This is a genomic window from Mesorhizobium sp. 131-2-1, from assembly GCF_016756535.1.
Taxonomy (GTDB): Bacteria; Pseudomonadota; Alphaproteobacteria; order Rhizobiales; family Rhizobiaceae; genus Mesorhizobium.
Map to the genome: position 1 here is coordinate 4,250,949 of NZ_AP023247.1, position 24,386 is coordinate 4,275,334.

Sequence of the window (24,386 nt, forward strand, 5' to 3'; positions counted from 1 at the left end):
CGGCCGGCGATGCTCATTTCTTCGTGCCGCCGTGCCTACTTCTTCGCGCCGCCGAGGCCGGTCCGGGTCATCTCGCCCCAGCCCTGGTCGCCGCGCAAAAACTGCCACCAGCCCTTCACGCGCCAGAAATTGTTGAGCTGGCGGTAGCCGAAATTTTCGATCACGGCGACCGCCGTCAGAATGGCGAGGTCCCTGGCGCGGGGAAAGCGCTGCAGCTCGGCCTCCTCGAGCACCAGCGAGCAGACGCTGACGCAGACGCCATAGGTGAAGATCAGCGAGGTGAAGGCCAGCAGATATTCGCCCGACAGGATGCCGAGCAGCCAGAAGGCCGGGATAAGGATATAGCCCAGCACCTCGGCCACCGGCCCGAGCACGTCGACGATCAGAATGTGGCCGAAGCCGAGGAAGCCGACGCGGCCATAGCGCGGGTTGAAGAGCATCGAGCGATAGCGGAAGAAGCATTCGAGCGCGCCGCGCTGCCAGCGCGTGCGCTGCCTGGCCAGCACGCTCAGCGTCTCCGGCGCCTCGGTCCAGCACACCGGCTCGGGAACGAACTGGATGCGGTATTTGCGCTTGGTATCGCGCATGTGGCGGTGCAGCTTGATGACGAGGTCGAGGTCCTCGCCCATCGAGCCCTGTGTGAAGCCGCCGACCGCCACCACTTCCGCGCGGCGGAACATGCCGAAGGCGCCGGAGACCAGCATCAGCGTGTTGATGCGGCTCCAGGCAAGCCTGGCCATCAGGAAGGCGCGCAGATATTCGACCACCTGCAACAGCGGCAGCAGGCGCCACGGCAAGCGCACCTCGCGCACCCTGCCCGCCTCGATCGTCGAGCCATTGGCGATGCGGATGGTGCCGCCGACGGCGATGGTGCGCTCGGGGTCGTCGATGAAGGGTTGCGCGGCGCGCATCAGCGCATCGGGCTCGAGGATGGAATCGCCGTCGATGACGCAGAACAGCGGCGCGCGGCAGACATTGATGCCGGCATTCTGGGCATCGGCCTTGCCGCCATTCTCCTTGTCGACCACGAACAGCCGCTCGGTCATCGGCGAGGAATAGAGGCCGCGGATCGGCATGTGCGCCAGCGCCTCCTCATAGGGCCGGTGGAACTTCACCAGCTTGAAGGCCTCGATGAGGCGCTGCAGGGTCTGGTCCTTCGAGCCGTCATTGATGACGATGACCTCGAAGTTCGGATATTCGAGCGCCAGCATCGAATGGACGCTCTCGACGACGTTCACTTCCTCATTATAGGCCGGCACCAGGAGCGCGATCGGCGGCGCGACGTCGCCATAGCGGTGCCACAGCAGTGCCGAGCGCGCCACCGGCGGGCGCATCGACAGCGCGTAGGCGGCGACGATGAGCTGCAGGAGATAGATCGCCGTCTGCGCCAGCCCGGCCCCGATAATGAACCAGGACAGGATGGTGGCGGTCAGAATGACCCCGTGGCCCCAGTCGGCGATCATGTGGCAGGCCCCTCGGCTAGGATGAGCGAAGCGGTGCGCTGGCTGCGCGAGACGTCGCTGGCAGCCATCTCGCGCAGCATCTTTTCGCCGGGCTGGCCAAAGGAGCGCAGCGCGTTGGCTGCGGCATAGCGCACGGTCCACACCTCATCGTCCATCAGCCCGGCCAGCGGCGCGGCGAGCGCAGAAAGTCCGAGCCGGCCGGCGGCGTCGGCGGCGTCGGCGCGCACGTCCAGGTCGTCGTTTGCCATCGCCCGGGCCAGGATCGCTGGCGCGTCGGCGTGCCCGGTCAGGCCGAGCGCGCGCAGCGCGGCGGCGGCGACCTCGGGCGAGGAATCGCCTGCGGCGTGGGCGAAGAAATCGGCGAAGCGGAAGCCGCCGCTGCGAGCCAGCGCGTCGATCGCGGCGGCCCGGATGAAGGGCACGGCGTCGGCGCGCGCGGCATGATCCTTGAGCTCCTCGAAGCGCGCCGGCGGGAAGCGCCTGAACAGCTCGATCAGGCGGCGCGAGCGCTGTGCCGCGACGCCGATCTTGCGCAGCGTGATGCCGAGCGGCGGCAGGCTGCCGAGATCGCAGAGCGCGATCGCGGCGGCAATCCTGACCTCGCGCGAGCGGTCGCGGTCGAGCGCCGAAAGCAGGCTGGCAATGGCGTTTTCCGATCGCAGCGCCGCCAGCATCTCGGCGGCATGGATGCGCTGGGCGCCATTGCCTCGTTCCAGCTGCCTGCCGACCAGGGCCGGCACGCCGCATTCGTTGAAGGCGGCAAGCACGTCGTCATGCTCCTCGCCGCGCAGCAGCGACAGGAACTCGAAGCCGGCATTCATCGCCACGCCCGCCGGCACGGAAAGGATGGCCGCCTTCAGGGCGTCGCGGTCGCGGTTTTCGGTGAAGGCGATCAGCGCCGTCAGAAGCTGGCGCCGCTGGTCGGCGTTGGCCGCGCCCCGGCGCTCCTGCAGCACGCGGCGCGCGATCAAAAGCAGCATGATCGCCAGCGACAAGGCGCTGAGCAGAATGGACATGTCCCAGACCAGCCACATGATCAGAACCGCGCGGTCAGACCGAGCCCGAATATGGTCCGGTCGAAGGTCGGGCGTTGCTCATGCGCGAGGCTGGCGCGCAGCGTCAGCGGGTCGCTGACGTCCCAGGAAAGGCCGCCAAAGACGGTGCGCGTCGGCACCAGCGTGCCGTCGGAGATTTCGGGCGCGTCGGCGTAACCGCCGAACAGGTTGAAGTGCGGCGTCACGGCAAGGTCGGCGCGCAGCACATAGCCGTCGGCGCGCGTGCCGATATCGTCCTCGGCATGCACCCAGCGGGCGGACAGCCCAAGCCGGCCATCCAGGATGTAGCCTTGCACCCACGGCGAGATGCTGGTGACGCCGGCATTGGCGAAATCGTCGTAGCGGGCATCGATGTTGAGCGAGACCGGGCCGAATTCCTTCGCCGGCGCCACGATCTGCCAGGACGCTCCGGCGCCGATCGAATAGCGCGCCAGGAAATCGGCGTCAGGTGTCACAGCCGCCAGAGCATAGGCGGAAAAGACGGGTGAGAAAGCCTCGTCGATGCGGCCCTCGACCTGGACGTTGGTGTGGCCGTAGCGGGTCGCCACGCGGGTGCGGCCGGAAATAGTCGTTGCCGGCGACAGCCGATAGGCAAGGCCGGCCGAACTGTCGGTCCAGTCGCCCAGGCCGTTGCTGAGATCGCTGACCTCGGTGCCGATATCGAGCCGCCATTTGCGCGGCGGCGGCACGGCCAGCCTCTGCTCGATGTCGGCGGAGCCGGGCTCGATGGCAAGCGCCTGCTGGTAGGCTTCTCGCGCACCGGCGTCGTCGCCCTCGGCGCGGCGCACATCGCCGATCCCGACCAGTGCCTCGGCATTGCGCGGATCGGCAGCAAGCACGCGCTGGAAAGCCCCCTCGGCCCGCGTGTAATCCCTTTCGAGCAGGGCGATCCTGGCGTCGAGGTTCAGCGCCTCGACATTGTCCGGCGCCGTGGCCAGCACCGCATCAACCAGCGTGCGGGCGCGCGGCACGTCGCCCTGCCAGATCGCCAGCCGGACCTTGCCGAGGCGAGCGTCGAGCAGGCCGGGCCTGATGGTCAGCGCCTGGTCGAAGAACTGCCCGGCCTCGTCGAAGCGCTGGCCGGAGCCGAGGACAAGGCCAAGGGCGACCAGTATGTCGGTGTTCTTCGGGGCGACTCTGAGGGCGCGGCGATAGGCCTGCTCCGCCTCGGGCAGCTTGCCCGCCGCCCGCAATTTGCGGCCCTGCTCGATCAGCCCGGCGACGGGATCCGCCCGCCGCTGCGGCGCCTTCTTCGCGGCGGTCGCTGGAGCAGGCTTGACCTTGCTGCCGGCGGCGGCCTGCTTTGCCTTGCGGATGGTCTCGACCAGCGCAGCGGCGTCGGCATTGCCGGGCTCGGCGCCCGCGACCTTCTCGGCCAGCGGCAGCGCCGCATCCAGATTGCCGGAGCGGAACTCGACCTCGGCCAGGCCGAAGCTGGCATCCTGATAGGCCGGGGCAAGCGAGAGCGCTTTTGAAAACGCCTCGCGCGCGGCCGGCAGATCGTTGCGGCCGAGCTCGGCGAAGCCGAGCTGCACCAGCGCATCGGCATTGTCGGGCCTCAGCGCCAGCGCGCGCCTGAGCAGGTCCGCCGCCTCGTCGAAATGCTGGGCCTGCCTCGCCTTGACGCCGGATGCGTAGAGCTCGTCGACCGTCTGGGCCAATGAGACGCCGGAAGGCGCGGCGATTGCCAGGAACATGCATGCGGCAAGGGCGGCGCGCCGGCTTCGCTTCATCCGCGCCTCTTCCGCGCGATCAGGCGCGCAAGCCGCGCCAGCAGCTCTTCGGGGATGAACGGCTTCACCAGATAGTCGTCGGCGCCCTTTTCGAGCGCCGAGACGATATCCTTTTCGGCTTTGCGCGCGGTCAGCATGACGACCGGGGTTTCCGACAGGGCCGGGTTGCCCTTGATGCGCGCCAGCACCTCGATGCCGTCGGCCTTCGGCATCATCGCGTCGAGTACGATGATATCGGGCGCGTCCTGCTCCGCCTTGGCGAGGGCTTCGGCCCCGTCGACCGCCTTGATGACCTCGTATCCCTTCGCCCTCAGCCTGAATTCCATCAGCTCGAGCAGCAGCGGGTCGTCATCGCAGATCAGAATTCTTGCCTTCGCTCCGTCCACCTGTCCTGCTCCGGTTCCGTCGCCCCCCGGAGTGATCAATCCACGGACCGCCGTCCGCCAAATGTCGTCCACACCCATAGTTCCGCGCGGGCTCCGCCGCGGGCCCGCCAACAGCCGTGCGATCATAGATAAAGCCGATTCGCGACGGCCGCATTTCGATACAATCAGTAGATGAATATGAGGGCATGGTATAGGAGCCGTAAACGGCGCCGCACAGCTTCCGCGGCAGCTTCCCGCCTATGCCGACCGCGTGGGCATCCGAACCAGCCTGTCAGCGCGCGCGCAGCGCCAGCAGCTTGCTGACCTCGCCGGCAAGCGCCAGCGGGTCGAAGGGCTTGGCGATGACTCCAACCGCTCCCATGGCCAGATAGTGTTCGACCTGATGCGTCTGGGTGCGCGCCGTGATGAAAGCCACGGGTATCGATGCCGTGAGCGGTGAAGCGGCCAGCCGCTTCAGCGTTTCCGGCCCGTCCATGTCCGGCATCATCACGTCGAGCAGGATGAGGTTGGGCTGCCAATCGGCGGCGTCCGCCAACGCTTCGGCGCCCGAAGAGCAGGACCGCACCTCGAACCGGGGCTCGAGCTCCAGCGACATCTGCGCGATTTCGCGGATGTCGTCCTCGTCATCCACATAAAGGATCCTTGCCGACATCAACGTCACTCCCTTGCTTGCACGGTGGGTCCCGCGGCGTTGCGGGACGCAACCAACATGCGCCGGACCAGCCTGGCGACATCGATCTCCGACGCCCTGGTCTTGGTCATCATCGCCTGCACCCGGTCGCCGAGTTTCTCGTCCATCTCGGCCGCCGAGAACACGATGACTCGGGTCTCCTGCGGCAGATCGATGATGAGGTCCAGCCCCGATCCGTCGGGAAGCGCGATGTCCAGGATGACCAGGTCGAAGCGATGCTTCGCGATCGCCCGCCGGGCCTCCTGCAGCGTTTTCGCCGAGGCGATCAAGACGTCCGGGCCCAGCCCCGCCGACATCACGGCAAGCACGCCCTCGTCGTCCTCGACGTGGAGGATCCTCGGCCTCCGCTCGACCTTGCCGGCGACGATCTTGGCGAGAGCGGCGTGAAGGCGCTTCGCATCCACGGGCTTCTCCAGCCAGTCGACGATGCCAACGGCGGTGCCGTTCAGCGAGCGCTTGGCCTCATCGGCGACGGCGGAGATGACGATGACCGAAATGTCGGAATTGACCGGTGACGCCCTGATGTCGTGGAAGAGCTTGATGCCGGATTCCCCCGCAAGCTTGATGTCGAGCGTCAGCGCCACATAGTCGCGAGAGCGCAGGAGTGCCATGGCGGTGTCGATGTCGGGGGCGACGTCGCTGGAAAAGCCTTCCGCATCGAGGAGTGCCGCGATCACCGCCGCGACATCGCTCTCGTCCTCGCAGATGAGAACGCGCAGGCGGCCATCGCGCGGCCGCGACCGGCGCTCCGTCAAGACCGGCCTCTCCGGCTGCCTTTGCGCTTCGGCAAGGTCGACGTGGAACGAGGTTCCCTTGCCTTCCTCGGTTTCGAAGGAAACGGCACCGCCCAGCTTTTCCACGATGGTCTTGACGATGCTCAAGCCCAGGCCGGTACCGCCCTGTTTGCGGGTGCTCGACGCGTCCGCCTGCTCGAACTTGCCGAATATGCGGCTGCGGAATGCCTCGGGAATGCCGGCGCCCTGATCGATCACCGAGATGCGCAGCATGTCGCGATCGCGCCGCTCGAGTTTCACTGTCACAGTGCCGTCGGCGTCGGAGAACTTGATTGCATTCGACAGCAGGTTGGCCATCACCTGATGCAGGCGATCCTCGTCGATGTTGGCCTCGGCGCGCGGAGCATCGTCGACCAGGACGATGCGGATCCCGCCGTCGGCCCTATAGTTGGAACTGGCGGCAATGGCCTGTTCCAGCAGGGGGCGGACAGGCATCTGCCTGATCTTGAAGGCGATCACGCCCGATTCGATCTTCTCCATGTCGAGGATGTCGTTGATGAGAAGAACCAGCCTCTCGCTGTTGTTGTGGGCGATGTTGATGAGGTTGGCGGCTTTTGGCGGCAGTTCGCCCGCCACGCCGGCCGCGATCAGGCCGAGCGAACCGCGGATCGACGTCAGCGGGGTGCGCAATTCGTGGCTGACTGTCGAGATGAAATCGTTCTTGAGCTGGGCATTTCGTTTCTGGTCGGTGATGTCGCGATTGTAGGTTATGACGCCGGCGATCTTGCCGGCCTCGTCGCGGAACGGCGCCTTCAGCGTGTAGAGCCAGCCCTGCCTGCCGTCCGGGAAGACCGCCGGCTGGTCGATGCGCAGCGTCTGCCCGGCCTCCAGCGCACCCAACTCGTCCTGCCGGAAGCGCTCGGCCACCTCTTTGGGATAGAAATCGAAATCGGTCTTGCCGATCAATTGCTCGACCGAAGCGGCGCGCATCATCTCGGCGGTGGCGGGATTGGCGGCGATGAAGCGGCCCTCGTCATCCTTTATGTTCAGGCAATCCGGCAGCTCGCGAACCATGGCCCGGTAGATCATGTTGGACATGGCGAGTTCGCGCCGCCGCTCCTGCCGGTCGAGCAGCACGCTGATGATGATGGTGCTGAGGAAGCGGAACACGAGGGACGGGAACGTGCTCTGCTGCACCATGCCGGCTACGACCTGCGGGGGGATGATCAGGAGTGTGATCAGCCCGGCGAGCGCGACAGACACGCCGAGGCCGAAAACGTCGAAGATGGTGCGCGTCCGGGCCGTGACGATGTGGTACCAGGCAATGCCGACGATAGCGGTGATAAGGATGCCCACGATCCCGATGCTGACGCCCTGACCGCCAAGATGGATGCGATAGGCAATCGAACCGGCGGTGGCGATGACCATTGCCGGCCATCCGCCGAAGAACGCAGCGGCAGCAATAAAGGCGGCGCGCAGATCGACGATGAAGCCGCCGACGGAGAGCGCCGTCGCCATGGAAATGATCGCGCCCGCGCACATGACCACGCCGAGAACCAGCGACTGCCTCCGCCGCGAGAGACGCCCGGTGAAATCCGCCACAAGGTCCCAGGCGACCACGAGGATGGAGACCAGGGCAAGATTGGCGAGGAGTGAGTGCCAGATCTCGGGCATGACTTCCGGCTCCTTTTTTCCGATAGATACCGGCAAAACCTATCCGAGGTCTAAAGAGCCCACGCAGCGGCCTGAGCGGTAATGGGACACGCCGGAAGGCCGGAATGGCGACGAGGGACGTCAGGCCGACGCGATCATCGCCCAGCGAACGGGATATGTCGACGATCTCCGATCGCGGATGGCTTCAGGCCAGATGGCGGAAGGTCGACGGTGGCTGCGCCACCCAGGCCTCGATCTGCTGCGTGACGAAGGAAGCCGCCTGGTGATGGATAAAATGGCCGGCGCCAGGCAGCGCCACCACCGAACAGACGTTGTCGACCTCGCGGAACGTGCCGTCGAAGGCACCGGCCGGAACATAGGGATCGTCGGTTCCGAAGATCGCCAAAGTCGGCGCCCTGACCAAAGGCAAATGACCGATATCCGGCACCCTGCCCAGCGGAACATTGGCCCTATAGTAACCCAGCATCGCCTCCGTATCGGATTGTCGAAGCGACGCCACGAGCGCCTGCCTGTCGTCCTCGTCGGCAACCCAGCTGGCAAGCTCCTCCGGCGTGGGCAGGGCGGCCGCGCCGGCTTCCTGGAAGCGGCGCACGTAACCGAAATATCCGGAGTTGGCTGGATCGGCTATGGCCCGAAGATAGTTGCGCGGATGGGGAGTGGAGAGAGTTACGAGGTGGCGCACCGCCGACGGCACACGCATGGCCAGCCACCAGGCGATGGTTCCACCCCAGTCGTGCCCGACGATCGAAGCCTGGGCGAGTTGTTCTGCCACGAGGATAGACAGCACGTCCTGGACGAGGTTCGGCAGCAGCGCGTAATGGGCATGTCCTCTCGGCTTGTCGCTTAGCCCAAATCCGCGCAGATCCGGCGCCAGGACCCTGAAGTTGCCGCATAAAGCTTCGATCTGACGGCGCCAGCCAAGACCATGGTCGGGGAACCCGTGTAGAAAAACGATCGGCGGGCCAGAGCCCGCCGCCATGTAGTGCAACCTAACGTTCCCGTTCGATGCGAACCTGGACTCGAAAGCCGTAACCGAAGCCACCCTGACCGGCCGCTGCGATCACATCTTGACTTCGAGGCGCAGGAACGGCCCCTGGAATACCTGATTCTCGTGGTCCGCATTCACAAGCAGGTTGTGCCACGCCTCGATCTTGTAGCCTGCGGTGAAGGTCGTGTTCGGTATCGGCGTCCAGCTCAAGCCGGCCGACGCATCGAGGTTCGTGACCGTTTCGCTTGAGCTCTCCCTGAACAGCGTTGCGGAAGCATGCATATCAGGATTTGTTTGCGTGACACTGCCGCCAACACGGTTGGTGCGGCGACCCCACATAACGGCGCCCGAAACGCTACCCGTCAGACCCCAGTTTTCGCCGACCGGGTAGTAAGCCTCGGCACCAACCCGCGGGCCGATACCCCAGTATTCGGACGATCCAATCTTGTCGGCGGAAATGCCCTTGTCGGCAGGATTGTCAGGCGTGAACGTCTCAGAGAAGTCGAATACCTTTTCGTCCGCATGCACGAGCCGCAGGCCGCCGAAGAAGCGGATATCGGCCTGCTGTGCCTTGACGTGCTTGCCGACGTCGAAATCGAAAGCCTGGAAGGCGTAGCCGTCGCCGTAACGAGCGCTAATGGTACCGTCTGGATCGGTGACAGGCCCCTCGCCAAGAAGGACCGACCGGTGCTTGCCGACATGAAAGGTGCCGGAAAGACGCCAGTCCAGCTCCGGGGAAATCTGCTTGGTCAACGCGACTGACCCGGAGATGTCGCCGTTGCTGTTGCCCAGCTTGTCGCTGCTGAGCTTGTCGTCCTTGTGGACATTGTTCCAGAAATAGGCGCCTTCGAACGACATCTTGATGCGCGCATCGATGACCGCCTGGTCCGATGGTTGCGCCTCGGTGGCATGAGCCGTGGCCATGCCTATAGTTGTCGCGGAAGCAGCCGATGCCGCCACCGTCGCTAATAGTTTACCCGGTACTTGAGCCCGCATGCTTATCCCCACCCAGATTCTCGCCGGCGTCAATATTGCAGAGACTCGGATAACAGCCTATTGCCGAGAGGATGCTCTGGCACTTTGCTGCGCCAGTGTCACCTCTTTGCCACAGTGACAAAAAACACAATGAGTAGAGAGGGTTAGCGTCGGGCGACAGCCAAAAAGGGGGCTTTGTGGACAATCCAGCGCATATCGAAGGCTTTCTGAACAATCTCGCCTACTCCCTCTTTGCCCAGAGTGGCCAGACCACCCCCGAGCCCCGTGAGATCGGCAATCTCGCTGTCTTCGACCATCCAGACGCGGTCGACAGGATCGCCAAGGCCCCTACCCTGTTTCGCAAGAACTTCTCGCTGATCTCCGCACTCGGCTTCAGCCGCTTCAACACCAATGACGAGGAGTGGGCGACAAGGCGCTCGATCACGCAGGACAGTTACCTCACGGCGGCGAAACCCGCCCAAGTGCAAAGCGTGTCCGATATCTTCGCCTCGTGCTTCGCCGAGTGCGAAACGTCCCTGGCCGGTATCCAGGAAGCGCTGTTCGCTGGCGCTCTGACCATCTTCTACCAGGCGTTCAGACTTGTGGCTGAGCCCCGGCCCACGGCGGTATTGCTTGACCGGACGCGCGACGTGCTGCGGCGTCTGCAATATTTTTCCTGGGTCACGCCCACCGACGCCGAGCGCAGCCGCGTCATCAGTGACGCCCACGCGGTCATAGCCGACTTCGGAGCGCAACTGATGGCGGACCCACAATCGGCGGCGGAAATGGGCCGCTTTTCCGAGAAATCAGGCGCGATCGACAGCTTTTCGCCAATCGAAGAGTTCGTGATGAACCTGTTCGCGGGCGTTGAAACGACCGTGACGACCGTGTTGTGGGTGATCGACAGGCTCGGCGCCAACCAAAAGGTGCAGGAGCGTATCCACGACGAGATCGCCGGCGCCAAGGCTGACACGCCGTTCACCGACTGCTTCATCAACGAAACTATGCGGTATTTTCCGCCAATTCCGTTCCTGACGCGCGAGGTGAGCGCCGACACGGTCATCGACGGGGTGGCGCTGCAGGCCGGACAACTCATCATGCTGTCCATCGTCGGCGTACACCAGCATCGCGAGTTCTGGGAAAATCCCAGGACCTTCGATGCCAGCCGCAAGGAGTTCATCGACAATAGTTTCGACCGTCGCGCCTTCATCCCCTTCCTGACCGGACCGCGCATGTGCGGCGGCGCACGTCTCGCCCGACTCGAGGTCGAGCAAGCGGTTCGCGCGGTGGTGCGGCAGTTCGTATTCGCCCGCACCGACGACATTATCCGCTTCGACTATGCGCTGGCGTTGCGCCCGGCGAGCGGCATGGCGGTCACGGTGTCAAGGCGCTGACAAGGGCCGGTCCGTTTCGCCAGGCATGTCGCGCCAAAGGTCCCGGATCAGGCTTCCGAATTGCCTTGCGATGATCGTCTTCATGACCGCATCATGCTGATAGCGCCCGCTTGCCTCGACGGCGGCCTTGTCCAGATCGCGGGTCGGAAACAATTTTCGCATCGTTGCTCGCACATTCTCGTACGGACTGGCGACAAAATCCTCATAGGCGACATCGACTACCCTCATGGGATCAATGGTCGAGAGGTAGTTCCGCCACATGACCTCACAGTCGGCGATATGACGTACCGTATCGATGACCGCCTTCTGGCTTATCGTCTTCAACTTCGGGATTCCTGGCAGCGTATCTCCGCCATCGAACGGTTGCCCGGTATAGAGCATCGAAAGCAGGCTGACGGTCTGATCGACCTTGTTCCGGCGGGACAGGAACACATAAAATGAACTGGTATCGTCCTGGCCGATCGAGCGACGGGCGAAGTTCAAATTGCCTGCGAACAACTTTGCCGCGAACACGCCATTGACCGCGCGTCTTGCCAGAAGTTGCCGTCCGTATGACGCTGCGGCGTGATCGAGTGCCGGGATGTCGATGGCTTCGTGGCCAGTCCAGCGGCGCATGAGCGGCACCGCAAACTGCCACTGGAAGTACTCGGTCGGCAGACCGAGCCCGAAATGCCTCAGTACCTGGCAGTAGGAATGGCCGGCCGTTCGCGGCGTCGTGCAGATCAGGATCTTGATCGGTTTGCCGTCTGGTCCAGCTTGATCGAAAGCAGCCGACAGTAGCTTGCTGTATGCTTCCTCGAAGTGCATTTCCGATCCCCACAAAGGCAGCGCCAGTTCAGACTGCGGACAGGAAACCCAGGATCGAGAAGGCCTGATCAAGCGTCATCAGCGAGGGCGAGCTGCTCGCATCAATATTGTCGACGACACAAATATCGGGCCGGACGCGACACGTCCGATCCAAGGCGCTCCTGTCGATGAATTCGCTCTTTCGCCCATACATCAGCAAGATCCGCGCATCGAGCTTGGCCACCATGGGAAACAGGTCGTATGCCCGTCCGGTCATTGCCGCGAAATTCTCGGTCGCGGCCGGATCATAGGCGAGCCGAACGCCTTCGGTGCCGCCGGCGATGCGGTTCTCGATGTATCGGTTTAGAACCTCTTCCTCGACGGAGCCGATCTCGGCGCTTGCGGCACGCAGATAGTCCCTCGCCGCGGCGCGCGTCTCGAAGGTCAGCTTGCTTTCCCGGATGACCGCGTCTCTCAGGGCGTCGACCTTCGGCCCGCCGATCATGGGAACATCATTGAGGACTATCCGATCGACACGGCCGCGGTTTGCGTGGAGGAACAGGGTCAGGATCAGCCCGCCCCACGATGTACCGATGAAATGGTTCTCCTTGCCGGCAAACTGACCGAGCGCGCGCAAGCACCTGGAATAGAGATCGATGTCGTAACCCGCACCAAGATACACGCTGCGCCCGCGTCCGAGCAGATCGGGGCAGATCACCAGATAGCCGTTGCGGCAAAGGAAGGCCGCGAGATAATCGAAATCGGCACCGTTCCCGGTAAAACCGTGGAGGCAATAGACGGTCCCGCGAGACTGGCCTGCCGGCTGCCAAATGCGCACGAACATCGACGCATAACGGTCGCCGAGGCGGATCAGAATCTCCTGGGTGAGCCCCGCGCCGAGTGCGACCTGGTCCATCATGCGTCCCGCTTGCGCACGGCGCGTTTCATGGCGCCACGAGCGTCGATGAAGTCGCGCTTCCAGTAGACCGACTTGTCGAGGTTGAGCAGTTTCGCCTCCTTGATCAGCGGCAGGATGTACGCGGACGAGCGCGTGGCCATAACGGTTGCGGCAATTGCGCTGCCGCCAGGATCGGGATTGAGCGGGCCATTGTTCGCGACCCATGTTTCGGCGATCTCGCGGCTGGTCACGACCCAGCCGACATAAGCGACGATCGCGTCGTCAATGGCACCGATAAGATGCGATTGCTGCTCGATCTGGTAGCGCAACGACTTCACCATCTGGCCAAATTCGTAGCCGTCGAAGGGCGGGTGGTGCGCAATGAAGTTGCAGACCAGACCAAGCGAGAACGGATTGAAAGGAACGCGGGTGAAAAGAAGCTGGCTCATGCTGTGGTCGGGTCGCCTCGGTGGTGGCGGAGATTAGGATGAAGGAATGCGATGAGGATAGGGGGAAGATACGCGCCTGCTGTGATTTGTCGGCAACAGGACAGCCCGCGCGTCCTATGGTGCGACCCCTAGCCTGTGGAGAACACAATGAGAAAACTCATCGTCACCGAATTCATCAGCATCGACGGCGTCGCCGAACACGAGAAACTGGCGAACGTGACGTGGACCGACGAGATGCAGGCCTTCAAGGAGGATGAGCTGGCCGACAGCGGCGCCATGCTTCTGGGGCGCGTGACCTACGACATCTTTGCCGGCCATTGGCCGAAGGAGAAAGGCGACTTCGCCGAGCGTTTCAACGCGCTGCCCAAATTCGTCGCCTCGACGACCTTGCAGGCGGTCGATTGGCACCCGGCCGAACTGCTCGAAGGCCCCATGCCCGACGCGGTGAACCGGCTGAAGCAAGGGACCGGCGGCAACATCTATGTGCATGGCAGCATCAATCTCGCCCGGCAGCTGCTTGGCCTTGGCCTTGTCGATATTCTCAGGCTGCTCGTCTATCCGGCAGCCGCGGGCCAGGGCGAACGGCCTTTTCCTGCGGAGAAGCCGACCGCGCTTGAGCTTGTCTCGGCCGTGCCGTTCAGCAATGGCGTGGTGGCGATGGAGTACGGGGCAGCCGTGAAGGCTTAGAAGGCCTGCGATCGGGGGCTAGGCGCCCCCGATCACGAGATTTGCGCACAGTTCGTCAAATGAGGAAGACGCTGGCGTCCGGATGCGGCTGATTGTTCATCGCGTCGAAGGCGTTGGCGATATCGTTGATCCCCGGTTGACCGGTCAGGCCGAAGTTGGAAGTCGGGGCGCCGGTGTCGTTGAGGACGTCCCGCACTGCGCCAGTTACCTCGCCCGGCTGGAGCGTGTGATCGTGGTTCACGTCAATCAGATTGAGAACAGAAATGATGGCCGGGTTCGAACTGGTCGCCGCGGAGAAACTGAAATTGAGCTCCGGTTTACCGCCTGGGCCGTCGGGCACGGCAGTGACGGCAGCGGAGAGAAACGCCGCCGCCGACGAGCGTTCGAGGTGATTGATGCCGCCACCCTTGGCTCCCAACGCATCCGCGATCGAAGGCGTTCCGGGGATCTTCGACAAGTTCTGGAAACCGAAGATGGTTTCAAAGGACGTGTTGGAGTTCCAGCCCGCATGGAACTCGCCCAACTCCTGGTTCAAGATATCGATGTGGTTCTTCCAGAAGCCCGGCGTCAGGCCCTGACCCGCCGGGGGCAGGAAGTTGGTGAAATCGTTGCCGGTGTCGGTGCCGCCGCTGCCGGGGTTGTCGACCGTCTGCACGAGGATGCCGGTCTGCTGGGAGCCGGTCGGCACCACTTCGTAGATGCTCTTGCCGACATCCGCCAGTGTCAGACCGCCGATGGACCAGGCGCCGCCGGCTCCCGTCGTCGTTGAAAGATCGCCGGCGTCGAAACTGTGGTCGCCGTTGATGTCGATGTAAATTGTCACAGGATCGTGCGACCATGGAATATCGTCCGCCGTCTTGCCATTGCCGGTCAGGTCCTCGTACTTCGTGCCTGAGACCGAGAAGAACTTGAAGTTGGCGAAGTCGAGATTGTCCTGGTCGGTGCCGGAGGTGCCTGTGATGGCGTAGCCGGCGTTGCCCAGCGTCTGCTCCGAGCCGTCTGGCAGGACCTCATAGACCTTGTCGCCGGCATAGCTGGCGTCGAGGCCGGTGAACTGCCAGAAGCCGTTGGCGTCCGTGGTCGTCTGCAGTTCGCCGGGGTCCAGCGTCTGGTTGTCGTTGGCGTCGATGAAGATGGTGACGTTGGCCCATGGCTTGTCGTCGAGCCCAACACCGTCCTTGCCGTCGTTGCCGTTGACGTCCTCATATTTGTGGCCGGAGATCTCGAACAGCTTGAAGTTGACGAAGTCCTGGTCGGTGAGGTCCTGGCCGGAGGTGAGGCTGTCCTGGTCGATCTGCACCGGGCTCAAATGCGTCCAGCCCGCCTTGTCCTCTTCCTTGATCAGGTAATCGCCGGGCAGCAGCCCGGTGAACTCATAGGCGCCGCTGGCGTCGGTGGTGGTCTGCGCCACCTGCTCGCCGGCATCGGCGATGTTGTCGTGATTGTCGTCCTTGTAGAGCGTGATCGTCCAGTTCTCGACCGGGGTCTGATCACCGGTCGTCGCCAGGTCGCCGTCGGCATCCTCGAGCTTATGGCCCGAGATCGAGCCGAGCTCGACATTGACGAAGTCCTGGTCGGTGAGGTCCTGGCCGGAGGTGAGGCTGTCCTGGTCGATCTGCACCGGGCTCAGATGCGTCCAGCCCGCCTGGTCCTCTTCCTTGATAATGTAGTCGCCAGGCAGCAGCCCGGTGAACTCATAGGCGCCGCTGGCGTCGGTGGTGGTCTGCGCCACCTGCTCGCCGGCATCGGCGATGTTGTCGTGATTGTCGTCCTTGTAGAGCGTGACCGTCCAGTTCTCGACCGGGGTCTGATCACCGGTCGTCGCCAGGTCGCCGTCGGCATCCTCGAGCTTATGGCCCGAGATCGAGCCGAGCTCGACATTGACGAAGTCCTGGTCGGTCAGGTCCTGGCCGGAGGTGAGGCTGTCCTGGTCGATCTGCACCGGGCTCAGATGCGTCCAGCCCGCCTTGTCCTCTTCCTTGATAATGTAGTCGCCAGGCAGCAGCCCGGTGAACTCATAGGCGCCGCTGGCGTCGGTGGTGGTCTGCGCCACCTGCTCGCCGGCGTCGGCGATGTTGTCGTGATTGTCGTCCTTGTAGAGCGTGATCGTCCAGTTCTCGACCGGGGTCTGATCACCGGTCGTCGCCAGGTCGCCGTCGGCATCCTCGAGCTTATGGCCCGAGATCGAGCCGAGCTCGACATTGACGAAGTCCTGGTCGGTCAGGTCCTGGCCGGAGGTGAGGCTGTCCTGGTCGATCTGCACCGGGCTCAGATGCGTCCAGCCAGCCTTGTCCTCTTCCTTGATAATGTAGTCGCCAGGCAGCAGCCCGGTGAACTCATAGGCGCCGCTGCCATCGGTAGTCGTCTGCGCCACCTGCTCGCCGGCATCGGCGATGTTGTCGTGATTGTCGTCCTTGTAGAGCGTGATCGTCCAGCCGCTCACCCCGGTCTCGTCGCCGGTTGTCGCCAGGCTGCCGTCGGCGTCGACATATTTGTGGCCCGAGATCGAGCCGAGCTGGGTGTTGATGAAGTCCTGGTTGGTCAGGTTCTGACCGGAGGTGACGCTGTTCTGGTTGATCTGCACCGGGCTCAGATGCGTCCAGCCCGCCTGGTCCTGTTCCTTGATCAGGTAATCGCCGGGCAGCAATCCGGTGAACTGGTAGGCGCCGCTGCCATCGGTAGTCGTCTGCGCCACCTGCTCGCCGGCATCGGCGATGTTGTCGTGATTGTCGTCCTTGTAGAGCGTGATCGTCCAGCCGCTCACCCCGGTCTCGTCGCCGGTTGTCGCCAGGCTGCCGTCGGCGTCGACATATTTGTGGCCCGAGATCGAAGCCAACTGGAAATTGCCGAAGTCGTTGTTGTGGCTGTCCGCGCCGGCCACGACGGTGACACTGTATTCTCCTTGCGCGTTGTTCGGCGCATCCTGCGACCATCCCGCCTGCTGCACCTCGCGGACTGTGTAGGTGCCGGGCGTGACGGTGAATTTGTAATAGCCGTTCGCGTCGGTGAAGGTGAATGGCTCGCCCGACTCCCATTGGTTGTCGTTGTTTACATCCAGATAGATCTTCCAACCGGCGAGAGCCGGTTCCCCGGCCTCCCAGACGTGGTCGGCGTTCAGGTCGTTGAATTTGTGTCCATCGATCACCTGGCCGAGCTGGCGGTTCCATTCCTCGAAACCGGACTCAGCCGCCCAGGTGCTCGGCGTCGATTCCGTGGAACCTTGAAAAGTGCCGGGCTGGTAGCCGAAGCCGGAATAGAGATAGATGAAGGGCTTGCTCGGGTCGAAATTGGCCACCGGGATCAGGAACGACATGTCGGTGGTGTTGCCGCTGCCCGGCTGGAGCTCGCCGTTCAGGCCGACGAACTTGTCGCCGCCGGCATCCAGATCGTAGATCTTCGTGGCGGTCGGGAAAGCGCCGGTGCCCTAATCGGGGGTTGCTCCGGGCGCGTAGTTGCTCAAATTGCCGGCAGTGGCCTGCCAGATCTGGAGCGTATCCAGGGAAAGGTTCTGGACATTGCCAGAGTTCGATTCGTTGATGTCGAGGTCAAACCGATAATAGCCGACACCGTTCACGTATTGAATCGGAATGTCGGCGATGTTCAATGAATGAACATACTGACTGCCACCCTTTTGGGTATCGTCGAGCACTTTAACATTGGCGTCGGTATTATACCCCTGCTCCGTGCCGTTGTTCTGAATGCGGACGAAGGGATCAAGCAGACCCGTTCCGGCGCCGGTGGCGACATCCGAGGAAGAAAAGATCGCGCCGTTGATCGTCGCAGAGGTTTTGAAAGTCAGATCGACCATGGTCGCAGCGTCGGTGAAATTTACCGCCGTGACCCGGCCGCTCGACGGATCTGTCGTCGTCAGCGTGAAGGCCTGATTCGCCGCGTCACTGTTGACGTACCATGAGGTTTTGATCGTGCCGTTGACGACGCCATCGAGATCGCCGACGCCACCATCGGTGACGGTCCAGGGCGTGCCAGTGCCGTTGAGGTTGTATGTGAGCACGTCGTCGGCAGTGCCGAGGTTTCCGTCAGCGCCGGCGCTGCGGTGTGCGACCAAAAACGACAGCGAGCCGCCGTCCTCTACGTCGGTCGCCGTGATCCCGACGGTTTCGCCGGGGGCGTAATCCAGATCCGCCTGGTCGAGGGAGACGGCGAGCGGCGGAAGGGGATTGGAGGAAGAGCTTTCAGTCGTGGTGGATGTGGTGAGCGGATCGCCTGTCAGATTGTCGGTGATATCGCCAGAGGCCATGACATTTCCCCTTCAATTCGAATGCGGTTGTGTTCCGTATCTGTCGTCCATTTTCCCGCCGGAGCGGGCTTACTGTCTGAAGGCTCGGGTGATCTGGTCCTGCAATGGCTTCACCAGGTAGGAGATCACCGAGCGGTCTTCGGTCTTGATGAAGGATTCCACCGGCATGCCGGGCACCAGCTTGACCTCGCCGAGCCGCGCGACCTGGTCGGCCGTCGTCCTGATGCGGACGGTGTAGTAACTGACGCCGGTGCGCTGATCGGTGGTGATGTCGGGCGAGGTCCGCTCGACCACGCCATCGATCTGCGGCGTCGTGCGGGTGTTGAATGCCGAAAAGCGCAGCGAGGCCGACTGGCCGACCCATAGCTTGTCGATGTCGCTCGGCACGATCTTGGCTTCTACGGCAAGGCTGTCATTGTCCGGCACGACCTCCATGATCGTCTGGCCGGGCGTGACCACGCCACCGATCGTGTAGGCGAGCGACTGCTGCACGATGCCGTCCTGCGGGGCGCGAATGTCGACACGCTTCAATTGATCCTCGGCGGCGACCTTGCGCTCCAGAAGCTCGCCCATCTTGCCGTCGATGTCGCGCAGGTCGCTGTTCACCTCGGTACTATGGTCGAGGTCGATCTGGATGATCTGCAGCTTGGTCTCCGCGATCTTCCCCTGCGCTTGCGCCTGCGCGGCTATGAGCTGGCCACGCTCACCATCGAGGCGCGTGGCATCGCGCTCGGTCGAGGTCAGGCGATCGAGCGAGATGAGCTTCTTGGCCCAGAGCGTGCGCACCGAAGCGAGCTCCTTTTGCACCAGTTGGATCTCCTTGCTCTTGGCATCGGCCTGTGCGACGTCGCCGGAAATCTCCTTCTCCAGTTGGGCAATGCGCTCCCCGAGCTGGCTCTTCTGGCCGGCGCGGGAGGTGCGCCGGGTCTCAAAGTGCAGCTTTTCGCCGGCCACCGCCTCGGCGACGTCAGGATCGGCGACGCGATCCAAAAGCTCACGCGGAAAGACGATGGAGTCGCTCCCCTGGCGCTCTGCGTCGAGCCTGGCCTTGCGCGCCGTGAGCTGGTCCAGCGCCTTGCTCACCACCGCGAGATTGGCGGCCGGAACGGTACGGTCGAGGCGCAGCAGAAGGTCGCCAGCCTTCACCTTGTCGCCATCGCGGGCATCGATCTCGGCAATGATGCCGCCGGTCGCGTGCTGCACGTTCTTGACATGGGAATCGACGACGAGCGTGCCGGGCGCGATGACCGCGCCCGCGATCTCGGTGACCGATGCCCAGCCGCCGACGCCACCGGCAAGCAGGAGCACGGCTCCAAGCCCTAGCCGTGTGTAGAAGCGGATCGACGCGTGGGAGGTGCCCGGCGCGGCCATGTCAGGTCCCTCCCCCGGTTCGGGTGGCGACAGCTACGGAGGCTGTTTCCGCAGCCGTCCGCGGCGGCGGGTTGCCTGACGGGACCGACCGCAGCATCGGGAAAATCTTGGCGAAAACCTCGTCCTTCGGTCCGAATTCGTGCACGCGCCCCAGGTTCATCGCCATGACGAAATCGACGGCGGCCAGCACGTTCGGACGATGGGCGACGATAATGACAATGCCGCCACGCTCGCGAACGCCGAGCATTGCGCGGATCAATGCCTGCTCGCCGTCCATGTCGAGATTGGAATTCGGCTCGTCGAGCACCACCAGGAACGGATCCCGGTAGAGCGCGCGGGCCAAGGCGATGCGCTGACGCTGCCCGGCCGAAAGAGCCTCGCCATGCTCGCCGATCTCGGTCTCGTAGCCCTGGCGGAAGCTGACGATCAGCCCATGCGCGCCGGCGGCCTTGGCCGCGGCGATGATCGCGTCCGCATCGGCGTCCGGTTCGAAGCGCGAGATGTTTTCTGCGACGGTGCCGGCGAACAGTTCCACATCCTGCGGCAGGTAGCCGATATGGCGGCCGCGTTCCTGCGAGGCCCATTGGTCGAGATCGGCGCCGTCGAGCTTGACGCGGCCGCTGACGGGGTTCCAGGCTCCCACGAGAGCCCGCACCAGGGTGGATTTTCCCGAACCGCTCGGGCCGATGATGCCGAGCCCATGGCCGGCTTCCATGGCGAAGCTGGCGTCCTGGACCAGCAGCCGCTGCACGCCCGGGGCCGCGATGTGGGCATTTTGCATCACTACGCTGGCGGCCGGCGCCGGCAGCGGCATCGGTTCGGCCTCGGCGGGCATCGCCGCCAGGATTTTGGTCAACCGCTGCCAGCCCTGGCGCGCGCTTGCGAAACCTTTCCAGTTGGCGATCGCGAGATCGACCGGCGCCAGCGCGCGGCCGCTGAGGATGGAAGCGGCGATGATGACGCCCGCCGTCGCCTCCTGTTCGATCACAAGCCAGGCGCCGATGCCGAGCATCGACGACTGAAGCAGCATGCGCAGCACTTTCGATACCGCGCCGAAGCTGCCGGCAACGTCGCTGACTTTGCGCTGGTCGGCTATGAATTCGAGATTGGCATCTTGCCAGCGCGACGCCAGCCCGCCAGCCATGCCCATGGCGGCGACCACTTCAGCATTGCGCGTGCCGGCAGTGATAAGCCCGCCGCGCCGGTTCCCGCTCAAGGTGGCGGCCGATACCGGTTGTCGCGTCAGCCGCTCGGCAAGCAGGGTCAGCACGACCAGCACCATCGCCCCGAGTAGCGCCGTCACGCCAAGCACCCAGTGGAACATGAAGATGATGACCAGGTAGATCGGCATCCATGGCAGGTCGAAAAGCGCCGTCGGACCCATGCCGGACAGGAAGCCGCGCACGCTGTCGAGATCGCGCATCGGCTGCAGGCTGTCGCCTTCGCGCCCGGCCTTCAGCGGCAGTCTCAGCATCGAGGTATAGACGCGATGGCCGAGCGCCTCGTCGAGGGCACCGCCGATCCGCACCAGAACCCGCGCCCGCACGAAATCGAGAAAGCCCTGTCCGCAATAGAGGATGACGAGCAGGATCGTGATGCCGACGAGTGTCGGCAGGCTGCGGCTTGGCAGCACGCGATCATAGACCTCGAGCATGTAGAGCGAGCCTGCAAGCATCAGCACGTTGAGCATGCCGCTGAAGAGCCCGACGGCGAGGAAGGCCGAGCGGCAGCTGGCGAGTGCCTCGGCGAGCTCCGAGCGAGCGGAGCCGGCCCGCCTATTGCCAACCGGTCTCGACGCCGACGGCTTGCCGCCTGGCACGATCCGGCGGGGCGTGTCGGCTATGGCGTTCCGCATCGTCTGAAGCGCGTCAGCGCGGGCGCGAAATATGGCCAGTATGCCGAAACCCGCCAGCGCCAAGGCGAGGAGCATCGGCCCTATTGATACATGCCGGCCGGGGCCAAAGAGAAAGTATCCGACAACGCATGCGACCAGCGTCAGGCCAAAAAGCCTCACGTTCGCCTGCGCCGAACCAAATCTCGCTTTGCCGATCCACCGGAGCGGCGCTCTACTGAACCCCACGGCCACGACTCGCCTTTCACATCCCCGGGCGCGTCAGTTGCCGCCGTTGGCATGATGGCCGCGCAAGGCTGCCCAAACACCATGCCAAGGGGCGCTGAGATCAGCGCCTACTCCGTAAAGGGAGGATTTGCATAGCGTCGAGCAAGCCGCACCAACTGCTCTGGCCGGCGAGTGGCGGCTCTCGACGGCTTACTGCTCAAGGATGACGGCGACGGCGGCGAAAATGCCGCAATGCGATTCCTACCCTAGTAGCGCCGTTACTCGTTGTTGCCGGTCGGGAGGCTTTTCACGCTACTCTTATATTAGCACATTATTAACTCTACCGGTGCGTGCGTCAACGGGCATTTCTGTAAAGAATTGGTGACAAGACCGAAGCCTGTGCGCGAAATGCGGCCAGCCAGCATAAAGAATACTTGACGTTATTCTTAGGTCCACCCTTATGGGAGACCTATGCGCTGCGCCATCAGACTTCAGGCGTCGGACCTAGGTCGCCCTCCCATCCGTCTAAAGGGAGGCAACCGCGAGGGTCTCTCAGACCACCTTCTTCTTGCTCCGCCTGCCGCCATGCGCGTTCACCGCCTTCTCGACGGCGCGCTTCAATTCGTCCTTGATCTCAACCGTCTCGGCCATCAGCGCCTCGATCTTGAGGAAATCGAGCACGCGGTACTTCGACACGTTCGGGCGGATCAGTATGTCGGGGGGGCACTGCCGCAACTTGTTGGCGATGATCGACTGCATCATCAGCTGCGTGGCGCCGTACATCAGGTCGACGGTGGTCGGGTGCCGGCGCTCGGCCTCGCTCGGCGCGCCGACAACATCGATGGCGATGATGATGTCGGCATCCTTTTCGATGAGGTCGAAGGGCACGGGGTTGTAGATGCCGCCGTCGATCAGCACGCGGCCGTCGCGCGTAACCGGGCGGAACACGGCGGGGATGGCCGCCGAGGCGGCCAATGCCGAGTGCAGGTCGCCATCCTCGAAGACGGCGAGCTTGTGGCCGAAATAGTCGGTCGCCGTCACTTTCAGCGGGATCTTCAACTCCGCGAAGGTTTCCGGGATGGCGTCGGGCAGGAAGGATTTCAGGATGCGCTCGACATTGAACTGGCTGACGCGGATGCCGTTCTGCATGGCCTCGGCGATGGTTCCCGGTCTTGCCCGCCACATGCGCGAGGCCACCTCGGCGCGGCTGCCGAGGATCGTACGGGCATAGGCGTGGATCTCCGCCCCGGTCATGCCAGAGGCCATGCCGGCGCCCATGATGGCGCCTATGGAGGAGCCGGCGATCGCCACCGGCCTGATGCCGAGCTCGTCCAGCGCCTCGATGGCGTGGATGTGCGCGAGACCCCGCGCACCGCCGCCGCCGAAGGCAACGCCGAAGGTGGGACCGCCGCTAGCCATTGCTTGCCATCTTCCCGCCCCTTGGCCTCATCCCTTGCTTCCCAGCGGTGGACCGACGACCATTATGGCGGGATCGGGCGACAAAAGCTTCCTCGCCGCCGCCTTGACGTCGGCGATCGTCACCGCGTTGATGAGGGCCGCGCGGCGCTGCAGATAGTCGATGCCGAGATTGTCGAGCTGCAGTTCCAGCAGCGTCGCGGCGATGGAGCCGGACGAGTCCAGATTGTTGATGGCATAGGCACCGATCATGTATTTCTTGGCCGCCTCGAGTTCAGCTTCGGTCGGGCCCTGCTCCGCCAATTCCTTCACCACCTTGCGCACCAGAGCGAGCGTCTCGGCGGCGCGGTCCGAGCGCGTCGCGGTGGTGATGACCAATGCGTTGGAATGTTGGTGGTCGATCAGGTTGGAATCGACGCCATAGGCAAGGCCGCGCTTTTCGCGCACCTCGTCGTAGAGGCGCGAGGTGAAGGTGCCGCCCCCGAGGATATCGTTCATCAGCACCGCGGCGAAGAAATCCGGCGCGCTGCGCTTCACGCCGGGATAGGCCAGCTGCAGCGAGGTCTGCGGCAGATCGTAATCGACCTCGAGCTGCTGTCCCAGCTTCGGCTGGGTGTCGGCGATCGGGCTGAGCGCCTGTTTCTCCGGCAGGTCGCCAAACAGTTGGTCGAGCTTCCGCTTCAGGGTCGCCGCGTCGATGTCGCCGACCACGGCGACATGCAGGCCGTCGCGGGCGAAACTTGCCTTGTGGAAAGCGCCGAGGTCCTGCGGCGTGATCGCGGCGATGCTCTGCCTGGTGCCTTCGTCTGGCCTCGAATAGGGGTGCTCGCCATAGATCGCGCTTAGCCATTTGCGCTGGGCGATCGCGTTGGGGTCGCGCTCGTTGGCGATGATGCCCGACAACACCTGGGCGCGCACGCGGTCGAGCGGCGTCTGATCGAAACGCGGCTTGTTGACGGCAAGCGTCAAAAGGTCGAAGGCGGCGTCCTTCTCTTCCGACAGCATGCGCATCGAGCCATAGGTGCCGTCGCGCTGCGCGTCGAAGCTCATCTCGGCGCCGGCATCGTCGAGCTTGACCTGGAAGGCGTCGCTGTCGAGGTCGCCGGCGCCCTCGTCGAACAGGCCGCTCATCAGATTGGCCAGTCCCTCCTTGCCGACCGGATCCTGCGCGGCACCACCGTCGAAGACGAAGCGGATGGCGACGATCGGCACCGTATGATCCTCGACCAGCCAGGCGGTGATGCCTTTTTCAGATTTCACCTCCTGGATGTTCATTGCGGCACGGGCGGCAAGCGCCGGCAGGACGAGGAACAGAGCGGAGAGAAGAAGCATGGCGAGGGTGCGCAGGGCCTTTCCTTCTCCCCTTGTG

General features: G+C 63.9%; 19 protein-coding genes. 2 read left to right on the top strand and 17 right to left on the bottom strand.

The window, feature by feature from the left end:
• Window positions 1-35 precede the first annotated feature (35 nt).
• The 8 genes from JG743_RS20575 to JG743_RS20610 form a co-directional block, all read right to left on the bottom strand.
• Window positions 36-1,463, bottom strand: a complete 1,428-nt coding sequence (locus JG743_RS20575) for a glycosyltransferase family 2 protein (protein ID WP_202292594.1) — start codon at window positions 1,461-1,463, stop codon at window positions 36-38.
• Window positions 1,460-2,479, bottom strand: a complete 1,020-nt coding sequence (locus JG743_RS20580) for a HEAT repeat domain-containing protein (RefSeq protein WP_244672836.1) — start codon at window positions 2,477-2,479, stop codon at window positions 1,460-1,462. The genes JG743_RS20575 and JG743_RS20580 overlap by 4 nt, the downstream gene beginning before the upstream one ends.
• A gap of 20 nt (window positions 2,480-2,499) precedes the next feature.
• Window positions 2,500-4,251 (bottom strand): YaiO family outer membrane beta-barrel protein, encoded by a 1,752-nt coding sequence (locus JG743_RS20585; RefSeq protein WP_202292596.1) that lies wholly within the window; start codon window positions 4,249-4,251, stop codon window positions 2,500-2,502.
• Window positions 4,248-4,637 (bottom strand): response regulator transcription factor, encoded by a 390-nt coding sequence (locus JG743_RS20590; protein WP_202292597.1) that lies wholly within the window; start codon window positions 4,635-4,637, stop codon window positions 4,248-4,250. Before JG743_RS20590 ends, JG743_RS20585 begins: the two co-directional genes overlap by 4 nt.
• 271 nt (window positions 4,638-4,908) lie before the next feature.
• Window positions 4,909-5,289, bottom strand: a complete 381-nt coding sequence (locus tag JG743_RS20595) for a response regulator (protein ID WP_202292598.1) — start codon at window positions 5,287-5,289, stop codon at window positions 4,909-4,911.
• A gap of 5 nt (window positions 5,290-5,294) precedes the next feature.
• Window positions 5,295-7,736, bottom strand: a complete 2,442-nt coding sequence (locus JG743_RS20600) for an ATP-binding protein (protein WP_202292599.1) — start codon at window positions 7,734-7,736, stop codon at window positions 5,295-5,297.
• A gap of 184 nt (window positions 7,737-7,920) precedes the next feature.
• Window positions 7,921-8,715 carry an alpha/beta fold hydrolase gene (locus JG743_RS20605; RefSeq protein WP_202292600.1) on the bottom strand — a complete coding sequence of 265 codons (795 nt, stop codon included), beginning with the start codon at window positions 8,713-8,715 and terminating at the stop codon, window positions 7,921-7,923.
• A gap of 81 nt (window positions 8,716-8,796) precedes the next feature.
• Window positions 8,797-9,648 (bottom strand): Lpg1974 family pore-forming outer membrane protein, encoded by an 852-nt coding sequence (locus JG743_RS20610; protein WP_202292601.1) that lies wholly within the window; start codon window positions 9,646-9,648, stop codon window positions 8,797-8,799.
• A gap of 248 nt (window positions 9,649-9,896) precedes the next feature.
• On the opposite strand from JG743_RS20610, the gene JG743_RS20615 reads away from it, so the two are divergent.
• Window positions 9,897-11,093: a cytochrome P450 gene (locus tag JG743_RS20615; protein WP_202292602.1), complete on the top strand. Its 1,197-nt coding sequence runs from the start codon at window positions 9,897-9,899 to the stop codon at window positions 11,091-11,093.
• Here JG743_RS20615 and JG743_RS20620 read toward each other — a convergent pair.
• The 3 genes from JG743_RS20620 to JG743_RS20630 are packed head-to-tail and all read right to left on the bottom strand — an operon-like array spanning window position 11,082 to window position 13,226.
• On the bottom strand, window positions 11,082-11,900 hold the full coding sequence (locus JG743_RS20620; protein WP_202292603.1) for a Stf0 family sulfotransferase: 819 nt from the start codon (window positions 11,898-11,900) through the stop codon (window positions 11,082-11,084). The genes JG743_RS20615 and JG743_RS20620 overlap by 12 nt on opposite strands.
• A gap of 28 nt (window positions 11,901-11,928) precedes the next feature.
• Window positions 11,929-12,795 carry an alpha/beta hydrolase gene (locus JG743_RS20625; RefSeq protein WP_210388511.1) on the bottom strand — a complete coding sequence of 289 codons (867 nt, stop codon included), beginning with the start codon at window positions 12,793-12,795 and terminating at the stop codon, window positions 11,929-11,931.
• Complete coding sequence (locus JG743_RS20630) at window positions 12,795-13,226, bottom strand: hypothetical protein (RefSeq protein WP_202292605.1); 432 nt, start codon at window positions 13,224-13,226, stop codon at window positions 12,795-12,797. The genes JG743_RS20625 and JG743_RS20630 overlap by 1 nt, the downstream gene beginning before the upstream one ends.
• Window positions 13,227-13,373: 147 nt before the next feature.
• Between JG743_RS20630 and JG743_RS20635 the strand changes: the two genes are divergently transcribed.
• Window positions 13,374-13,913: a dihydrofolate reductase family protein gene (locus JG743_RS20635; protein ID WP_202292606.1), complete on the top strand. Its 540-nt coding sequence runs from the start codon at window positions 13,374-13,376 to the stop codon at window positions 13,911-13,913.
• A gap of 55 nt (window positions 13,914-13,968) precedes the next feature.
• On the opposite strand, the gene JG743_RS20640 is transcribed toward JG743_RS20635, so the two are convergent.
• From JG743_RS20640 to JG743_RS20665, 6 genes are all read right to left on the bottom strand, one after another.
• Window positions 13,969-17,226 (bottom strand): MSCRAMM family protein, encoded by a 3,258-nt coding sequence (locus tag JG743_RS20640; RefSeq protein ID WP_202292607.1) that lies wholly within the window; start codon window positions 17,224-17,226, stop codon window positions 13,969-13,971.
• Window positions 17,227-17,337: 111 nt separating this feature from the next.
• Window positions 17,338-18,171, bottom strand: a complete 834-nt coding sequence (locus tag JG743_RS20645; RefSeq protein ID WP_202292608.1) for a hypothetical protein — start codon at window positions 18,169-18,171, stop codon at window positions 17,338-17,340.
• 69 nt (window positions 18,172-18,240) lie between these two features.
• Window positions 18,241-19,542: an HlyD family type I secretion periplasmic adaptor subunit gene (locus JG743_RS20650; protein WP_202292609.1), complete on the bottom strand. Its 1,302-nt coding sequence runs from the start codon at window positions 19,540-19,542 to the stop codon at window positions 18,241-18,243.
• 1 nt (window position 19,543) lies between these two features.
• Window positions 19,544-21,472 (bottom strand): type I secretion system permease/ATPase, encoded by a 1,929-nt coding sequence (locus JG743_RS20655; RefSeq protein ID WP_244672837.1) that lies wholly within the window; start codon window positions 21,470-21,472, stop codon window positions 19,544-19,546.
• A gap of 681 nt (window positions 21,473-22,153) precedes the next feature.
• Complete coding sequence (locus JG743_RS20660; RefSeq protein WP_202292610.1) at window positions 22,154-23,020, bottom strand: patatin-like phospholipase family protein; 867 nt, start codon at window positions 23,018-23,020, stop codon at window positions 22,154-22,156.
• 27 nt (window positions 23,021-23,047) lie between these two features.
• On the bottom strand, window positions 23,048-24,349 hold the full coding sequence (locus tag JG743_RS20665; protein WP_244672838.1) for a M16 family metallopeptidase: 1,302 nt from the start codon (window positions 24,347-24,349) through the stop codon (window positions 23,048-23,050).
• Window positions 24,350-24,386 lie beyond the last annotated feature (37 nt).